Origin of the sequence: Klebsiella sp. EMBS2024 (assembly GCF_036233805.1) — a bacterium.
GTDB classification, from domain to species: Bacteria; Pseudomonadota; Gammaproteobacteria; order Enterobacterales; family Enterobacteriaceae; genus Klebsiella; species Klebsiella pneumoniae.
Genome location: NZ_JAZARW010000001.1, coordinates 3,259,326 through 3,267,294 on the forward strand (window position 1 = coordinate 3,259,326; position 7,969 = coordinate 3,267,294).

Here is a 7,969-nt window from a genome sequence, read left to right on the forward strand (position 1 = left end):
CAAAATTCTCCATCGGTGATTACCAGAGTCATCCGATGAAGTCCTNANAGCCCGCACGGCGCAAGCCCTGCGGGCTTTTTTGTGNCTGCAATTTGNCCCNCGANGTCNGANGNNAACTNATTAAATCCGNACCTTTTAGGCCCATTGATGGGCCCAACGAAAAGCTCTGTTGTTTTCGCGTTACCAANNACCCGGCAACCCATCCCTCTCAGAATTAGACCACCAACGACACCTTTCACCCTCCGGCCGCGTCCGCGGCCGGAGGGATAGATTTACCCCTTGTGAGAATACGCGTCCAGCATGGCAAGGACCGCCCGACGCGCCGCATCGTCTGCGATATTGTCAGGCAGCGCATCAGCCCGCAGATTGACATAAGCGTCAGCAGCCCTTCGAATGGCAATCCCGACGGAGTGACGATCGTGTGTTGCCAGAGTGGAAGTCAGCAGGCCATCGGGATCAATGCCGAGAGCTTCTATTCGACGAACGCCGCGTTGCGGTAGATTGGCGCGACGAAACAGCATCGGTCCCAGCACTTGTTCCCGGAAGAAAGACAGCATCCCCAGCGCTTCGAAGAGTTCCCCCCTGCCCAGTTTAACCACGGCATAATGCAGCCAGATCCAGGCCCGGGACTCAAACCACTCCGGCGTCATGTTCGGCCAGTGCGCGCTAAATTTTGCCAGCTGTCGCTTGAGAGCATCGTTATCACGGGTAAATAGCACGGCAGGCTCCTCAACGCGCTGAGTGAGCATGTCCAGGGTGATAAATTTCAGATCGACATGCAGAAGTTCCGGGCCAAACAGGCAGATCAGCAGGCGAGGCTCACCGACGTGTTCCCCGGTGAAAGCATGTAGCAGATGGCCGAGCGTTCCGGCGAACGCCATACGCTGAGCCATGATTTCGTCATAATAGAGAGGGTCGATCACCACCACGAAATCCAGATCGGAGTATTGATCAAACCCGCCATGGATAAACGAGCCGCCGGCGAGAAGGGAGTGGATCCGCGAATCAGACTGTAATTTAAGCTTCAGTTGCTCTGCAAAACTTCTGTGTAAATCGGGTAGCGTATTAAGCATACTTTTTCCTGTTCACAAAAAAGACAAAGCATTACAGAATATCGAGCGATTCATCAGCAGACCAGATATTTCTGCTGGAACCCTACCCTCCATCGCGAAGCGCTAAATGCAAGCAATACTCCCCTCAAACCACCTCGCTCATCCACTCAGCAAATGCCCGCACGGCGGGAGAGAGAAAGCGCTGGTGCGGATAGAGCAATGTGACGGGTACCGGGGGCGGCTGCCAGTCCGTCAGCACTTCCACCAGTCTCCCCTCCTGCAGGTGGTCAGCAACGATATTCTCCGCCAGCTGCGCCAGCCCAAATCCTGCCAGGCACATTTTTATATAGAGCCCCGTTTCATTCACCGCGGCGTTGCCGCTGACGGGTACAGAAAAGGTCTCGCCATGGCGAACGAAGCGGAACTCATCGGCCCGCCTCGCCTGACCGGAGAAATAATGCACCGCCCGGTGCTGAGAGAGCGCCTCCGGTGACGGCGGCACACCATATTCCCGAAGATAGTCCGGTGACGCGCAGGTGACCCAGCGAAAGCGACCCAGAGGGCGGGCCACCAGGCTGGAGTTGTTCAGCTCTCCCGTTCGTATCACGCAGTCGACGCCTTCCTGAATGAGATCTACCTGGCGATCGCTGACGCCGATCATCAGATAGATATCGGGATAGCGCCGGTAAAAGTCCGGCAGATGCGGCATGACGATGAAATGCGCGATGCCCGCGGGCATATCAACCCGCAGGCGCCCCTGAGGCCGCGCGACAGACTCGCTCAGGGTGGATTCACTATGTTCGATGAGGGCGAGAATTTCCCGGCACTGCGCCAGATACTGCATCCCTTCCGGGGTAAGGCTCACCCGCCTTGTGGTCCGGTTCAGCAGCCGTACCTTCAGGTATTTTTCAAGGTTTTTAATGGTACTGGTGACAGTGGAGGCCGGCAGGGAAAGGGTTTCCGCGGCACGCACGAAGCTTCCTGCCTCCGCGACGCGCATAAACATCTGCATAGCCTGAATACGATCCACCTTCTTTCTCTCCTGTAGCGAGCAGCTTACCGACAGACGGCATGATTATTCGTGAATTATGAATAATGAAAACAATTTATGCACCTTTTTACGCTTAATCGCCTGGCGTATCGTTGCACGGTGGATTACGAAAGGGGGCCCGAAAACGAACATGCCCTCAATAAATATCCAGATAATCATTACGTTAAATAGCATGCACAAAGGAAAAACCATGTCCGTTCAGCCTGTCGAAATAAGTAAGGCCTATCGTTTATTGCAGGTCGGGTCCACCACCATGATTTCCGCAAAATATGATGGCGTCGAAAATGTCATGTCAGCCGCCTGGGTTGGGCTGGCAGGCGAGCGAAAAGTGGTGGCCTATATTGGCACCCAGGCTTTCACTCGTCAGCTGGTGGAAAAGAGCGGCTATTTCGTGGTGCAGATCCCCGTAGTCAGCCAGATGGCAACCGTCCTCTACGCTGGCGGGCGCAGCTATGCCGACGCGCCGGATAAAAATGACACCATCCCCTTCTTTTATCAGCCGGAATTTGATCTTCCTCTTGTGGCAGACTGCGCGGGCTGGCTGGTGTGCAAAGTGATGCCCTACCCGGACATTCAGCAGCAACACAATCTGTTTATGGGCGATATCGTCGCCNCCTGGAGCGATGACCAGGTATTCCGCAACGGACACTGGATTTTTGATGATGCGCCGGACGAGCTACGGACCGTTCACTATGTCGCAGGCGGGCAGTTCTATGCCATCGGCAAAGGCAGCAAATTCGATCATGGGCCGGGTCAGGACTGACCCTCCCCGGTCATGCGGATCGCTGACGAGATGTCTGCGCAACAGAGCGGCTGATACTCCGGCGCCAGACGCCGGGCGCCTGGCCGTACTGGCGCTTGAAGCTGCGGTTGAAGGACTGCTGGGAGTCAAAGCCGAGGGCAATCGCCACGTTCAGGATCGGCTCGTTGCTGTGGGCTAAGCGTTCGATCGACTTTTGCAGCTTTTGCGCCCGAATATATTCTCCGAGGGGCTGCCCGGTATGTTCTTTGAAGATCCGCTGCAGGTGCCACTTCGAATAGCCGGCTCGTCGGGCAACGGTGTCAATATCCAGACGGCTATCAAGATGGTTGTCGATCCAGTCGATCAGATCCTGAATGATGGCGCCAGTGTTCATCATGTTACCCCCTCGCGGCCGGTTAAAAGCATCTTTGTCAGTTGCATTTAAAGGTGGCCTGTTTTTATACAAAATGCAAGTTTTATTGTTACATTTAAATCCACGCCGGGATCGCGGTTTTTTATCTCCCCCTGGACCGCACATAAAGTGCAACAATTATTCTTGCACTTAGTTAAGCGCCTTCCTACAATCGCCGCGATAGTGTATTCGAAATTGTTACAGTTTTGTGGCGATGATCGACACAAATGGCCTTAAGCCAGCCCGGACAAAGGAAGTGGCGCGGCTTCTCACGCTGCGTCTTGCCCGGCGGCTACATTTACCGGAATAAAAATAATGAGCCTGCAAAAAACCTGGGAAAACATTCACCTGACCGCGCTCGGCGCGATGATGCTCTCCTTTCTGCTCGTCGGCTGCGACGACAGCGTCGCGCAGAATGCTGCGCCTCCCGCCCCGACAGTCAGCGCCGCTAAGGTGCTGGTGAAGTCGATCAGTCAGTGGGATAGTTTTAACGGTCGCATTGAAGCGGTGGAGAGCGTTCAGCTTCGCCCTCGCGTCTCGGGATACATTGATAAAGTGAATTACACCGACGGCCAGGAGGTGAAAAAGGGCCAGGTGCTGTTCACGATAGATGACAGAACCTATCGCGCCGCGCTGGAGCAGGCGCAGGCGGCGTTGGCAAGAGCCAAAACGCAGGCCAGCCTCGCGCAAAGCGAGGCGAACCGCACCGATAAATTAGTCCATTCCAACCTCGTCTCCCGTGAAGAGTGGGAGCAGCGCCGGTCAGCCGCGGTTCAGGCGCAGGCCGACATTCGCGCCGCGCAGGCGGCGGTGGATGCCGCGCAGCTTAACCTCGACTTCACCAAAGTGACCGCCCCTATTGACGGCCGCGCCAGCCGGGCGCTGATCACCAGCGGTAACCTGGTCACCGCGGGCGACACCGCCAGCGTGCTCACCACCCTGGTCTCGCAGAAGACGGTGTACGTCTACTTTGACGTCGACGAGTCAACCTACCTCCANTATCAAAACCTCGCCCGCCGCGGGCAAGGCGCGTCCAGCGATAATCAGGCGCTCCCGGTGGAGATTGGCCTGGTTGGCGAGGAGGGTTACCCCCACCAGGGCAAAGTGGATTTTCTCGATAATCAATTAACGCCGAGTACCGGCACCATCCGCATGCGTGCGCTGCTGGATAACTCGCAGCGTCTGTTCACACCGGGGCTGTTTGCCCGCGTGCGTCTGCCGGGCAGCGCAGAGTTCAAAGCCACGCTGATCGACGACAAAGCGGTACTGACCGATCAGGATCGTAAATACGTCTATATCGTTGATAAAGATGGTAAAGCACAGCGCCGCGACATTACCCCAGGGCGGCTGGCAGACGGTTTACGCATCGTTCAGAAGGGGTTGAATCCTGGGGATAGCGTCATCGTCGACGGCTTACAAAAAGTGTTTATGCCGGGTATGCCGGTTAACGCCAAAACCGTTGCCATGACCTCCAGCGCCACCCTTAACTGATCCCTAATCAGAGAATCCAAGACATGGACTTTTCCCGCTTTTTTATCGACAGGCCGATTTTCGCCGCGGTGCTGTCGATTTTAATTTTTATCACCGGGTTAATCGCTATCCCGCTGCTGCCGGTGAGCGAATATCCGGATGTCGTCCCGCCGAGCGTCCAGGTGCGCGCGGAGTATCCCGGCGCCAACCCGAAAGTGATTGCCGAGACCGTGGCGACGCCGCTGGAGGAAGCGATCAACGGCGTTGAAAACATGATGTACATGAAATCGGTCGCCGGCTCCGACGGCGTGCTGGTCACCACCGTCACCTTCCGCCCGGGTACCGACCCGGATCAGGCGCAGGTTCAGGTGCAGAACCGCGTCGCGCAGGCGGAAGCGCGTCTGCCGGAGGATGTACGCCGTCTGGGGATCACCACCCAGAAGCAGTCTCCGACGCTGACCCTGGTGGTGCATCTGTTTTCGCCAAACGGTAAGTACGACTCGCTGTATATGCGCAACTACGCCACGCTGAAAGTGAAGGATGAGCTGGCGCGCCTGCCCGGCGTCGGCCAGATCCAGATTTTTGGCTCCGGTGAATATGCGATGCGCGTCTGGCTGGATCCCAATAAGGTCGCGGCCCGCGGTCTGACGGCCTCGGATGTGGTGACGGCGATGCAGGAGCAAAACGTCCAGGTGTCTGCCGGACAGCTTGGCGCCGAGCCGCTGCCGCAGGAGAGCGATTTCCTGATCTCCATTAACGCCCAGGGCCGTCTGCATACCGAAGAAGAGTTTGGCAATATCATTCTGAAAACGGCGCAGGATGGCTCGCTGGTCCGCCTGCGCGACGTGGCGCGCATCGAGATGGGTTCCGGTAGCTATGCGCTGCGCTCCCAGCTCAACAATAAGGATGCGGTCGGGATCGGTATCTTCCAGTCACCCGGCGCTAACGCCATCGATCTGTCGAATGCGGTACGCGCCAAAATGGCCGAGCTGGCCACTCGCTTCCCGGAAGATATGCAATGGGCGGCGCCGTACGACCCGACGGTTTTCGTCCGCGACTCCATCCGCGCGGTGGTGCAGACGCTGCTGGAGGCGGTAGTGCTGGTGGTGCTGGTAGTGATCCTGTTCCTGCAGACCTGGCGCGCGTCGATTATCCCGCTGATCGCTGTGCCGGTATCGGTGGTGGGTACCTTCAGCATGCTCTATCTGCTGGGCTTCTCGCTGAATACCCTGAGCCTGTTCGGGCTGGTACTGGCGATTGGTATCGTGGTGGACGACGCCATCGTGGTGGTGGAGAACGTCGAGCGTAATATCGAAGAGGGGCTTGCACCGCTTGCCGCGGCGCATCAGGCGATGCGTGAGGTCTCCGGGCCGATTATCGCCATTGCGCTGGTGCTGTGTGCGGTGTTCGTGCCGATGGCGTTTCTCTCCGGGGTCACCGGCCAGTTCTACAAACAGTTCGCGGTGACCATCGCCATCTCGACGGTGATCTCGGCCATCAACTCGCTGACGCTCTCCCCGGCGCTGGCGGCCCTGCTGTTAAAGCCTCACGGCGCGAAGAAAGACCTCCCTACCCGGCTGATCGATCGTCTGTTTGGCTGGATTTTCCGTCCGTTTAACCGCTTTTTCCTGCGCAGCTCGAACGGCTATCAGGGGCTGGTGAGCAAAACCCTCGGACGCCGTGGCGCGGTGTTTGCGGTGTATCTGCTGCTGCTCTGCGCCGCTGGGGTGATGTTTAAAGCCGTCCCCGGCGGGTTTATTCCCACCCAGGATAAGCTGTATCTCATTGGCGGCGTGAAGATGCCGGAAGGGTCGTCGCTGGCGCGCACCGACGCGGTGATCCGCAAAATGAGCGAGATCGGGATGAATACCGAAGGGGTCGACTATGCGGTCGCTTTCCCGGGGCTTAACGCGCTGCAGTTCACCAACACGCCGAATACCGGGACGGTCTTTTTTGGCCTGAAACCGTTCGACCAGCGCAAACACACGGCGGCGGAAATTAACGCGGAGATCAACGCCAAAATCGCGCAAATCCAGCAGGGCTTTGGCTTCTCCATCCTGCCGCCGCCGATTTTAGGACTGGGTCAGGGTTCCGGCTACTCCCTGTACATCCAGGATCGCGGAGGGCTGGGCTATGGCGCGCTGCAAAGCGCGGTGAATGCGATGTCCGGGGCGATTATGCAGACGCCGGGGATGCACTTCCCGATCTCGACTTACCAGGCTAACGTGCCGCAGCTGGACGTGCAGGTCGATCGCGATAAGGCGAAAGCGCAGGGGGTATCGCTAACCGAGCTATTCGGTACGCTGCAGACCTATCTCGGCTCGTCTTATGTCAATGACTTTAACCAGTTCGGGCGTACCTGGCGCGTGATGGCCCAGGCTGACGGACCATACCGCGAAAGCGTGGAAGATATCGCCAATCTGCGCACCCGCAATAATCAGGGCGAAATGGTACCGATCGGCAGTATGGTGAATATCAGTACCACCTACGGGCCGGATCCGGTGATCCGCTACAACGGTTATCCGGCGGCGGACCTGATTGGCGATGCCGATCCGCGGGTCCTCTCTTCTTCACAGGCGATGACGCATCTGGAGGAGCTGTCGAAGCAGATCCTGCCGAATGGGATGAATATTGAGTGGACGGATCTCAGCTTCCAGCAGGCCACCCAGGGCAACACGGCGCTGATCGTCTTCCCGGTGGCGGTGCTGCTGGCGTTCCTCGTGCTGGCCGCGCTGTATGAAAGCTGGACACTGCCGCTGGCGGTGATCCTTATCGTACCGATGACGATGCTCTCCGCGCTGTTTGGCGTCTGGCTGACCGGGGGCGATAACAACGTCTTCGTGCAGGTGGGTCTGGTGGTCCTGATGGGCCTGGCCTGTAAAAACGCCATTCTGATCGTCGAGTTTGCCCGCGAGCTGGAGATCCAGGGGAAAGGCATCATGGAAGCGGCGCTGGAGGCATGCCGCCTGCGTCTGCGCCCGATCGTGATGACCTCCATCGCCTTTATCGCCGGGACCATTCCGCTGATCCTCGGCCACGGCGCGGGGGCGGAAGTCCGCGGCGTCACCGGGATCACGGTGTTCTCCGGGATGCTGGGCGTGACGCTCTTCGGTCTGTTCCTGACGCCGGTGTTTTACGTGACGCTACGGAAACTGGTGACCCGCAGGAAGCCGGTCCAGGAGGATCTGCCCGCCTAGCCTGCAGCAGATAACAAAAAAACCGCCTTCACAATTTGAAGGCGG

The 7,969-nt window shown here is 57.9% G+C and carries 6 protein-coding genes; 3 read left to right on the top strand and 3 right to left on the bottom strand.

Translation table 11 applies throughout. From position 1 onward, the window contains the following. Positions 1-272 precede the first annotated feature (272 nt). Positions 273-1,073: a hypothetical protein gene (locus VZP09_RS14910; protein WP_004180956.1), complete on the bottom strand. Its 801-nt coding sequence runs from the start codon at positions 1,071-1,073 to the stop codon at positions 273-275. Positions 1,074-1,197: 124 nt separating this feature from the next. Beyond that, entirely contained in the window at positions 1,198-2,082 is an 885-nt protein-coding gene (locus VZP09_RS14915) for a LysR family transcriptional regulator (protein WP_002914178.1), read from the bottom strand. A gap of 211 nt (positions 2,083-2,293) precedes the next feature. On the opposite strand from VZP09_RS14915, the gene VZP09_RS14920 reads away from it, so the two are divergent. After that, the gene (locus VZP09_RS14920) at positions 2,294-2,866 is read left to right on the top strand and encodes a flavin reductase family protein (RefSeq protein WP_328795246.1); all 573 of its coding nucleotides are present in this window, start codon (positions 2,294-2,296) and stop codon (positions 2,864-2,866) included. Positions 2,867-2,876: 10 nt separating this feature from the next. Here the strand turns inward: VZP09_RS14920 and VZP09_RS14925 are convergent, their stop codons facing one another. Next, entirely contained in the window at positions 2,877-3,239 is a 363-nt protein-coding gene (locus VZP09_RS14925; protein ID WP_024264608.1) for a helix-turn-helix domain-containing protein, read from the bottom strand. A 333-nt stretch (positions 3,240-3,572) separates the two neighbouring features. On the opposite strand from VZP09_RS14925, the gene oqxA reads away from it, so the two are divergent. Together oqxA and oqxB are read left to right on the top strand one after the other, a co-directional pair. Beyond that, on the top strand, positions 3,573-4,748 hold the full coding sequence (oqxA, locus tag VZP09_RS14930) for a multidrug efflux RND transporter periplasmic adaptor subunit OqxA (protein WP_328795247.1): 1,176 nt from the start codon (positions 3,573-3,575) through the stop codon (positions 4,746-4,748). A gap of 23 nt (positions 4,749-4,771) precedes the next feature. Continuing rightward, positions 4,772-7,924, top strand: a complete 3,153-nt coding sequence (oqxB, locus tag VZP09_RS14935; RefSeq protein ID WP_032415399.1) for a multidrug efflux RND transporter permease subunit OqxB — start codon at positions 4,772-4,774, stop codon at positions 7,922-7,924. Positions 7,925-7,969: the final 45 nt, after the last annotated feature.

Excerpts from the sequence above, each read along its gene's own strand:
- VZP09_RS14910 (WP_004180956.1), bottom strand. The coding sequence starts at position 1,073 with ATGCTTAATACGCTACCCGATTTACACAGAAGTTTTGCAGAGCAACTG.
- VZP09_RS14925 (WP_024264608.1), bottom strand. The coding sequence starts at position 3,239 with ATGAACACTGGCGCCATCATTCAGGATCTGATCGACTGGATCGACAAC.
- oqxB (WP_032415399.1), top strand. The coding sequence starts at position 4,772 with ATGGACTTTTCCCGCTTTTTTATCGACAGGCCGATTTTCGCCGCGGTG.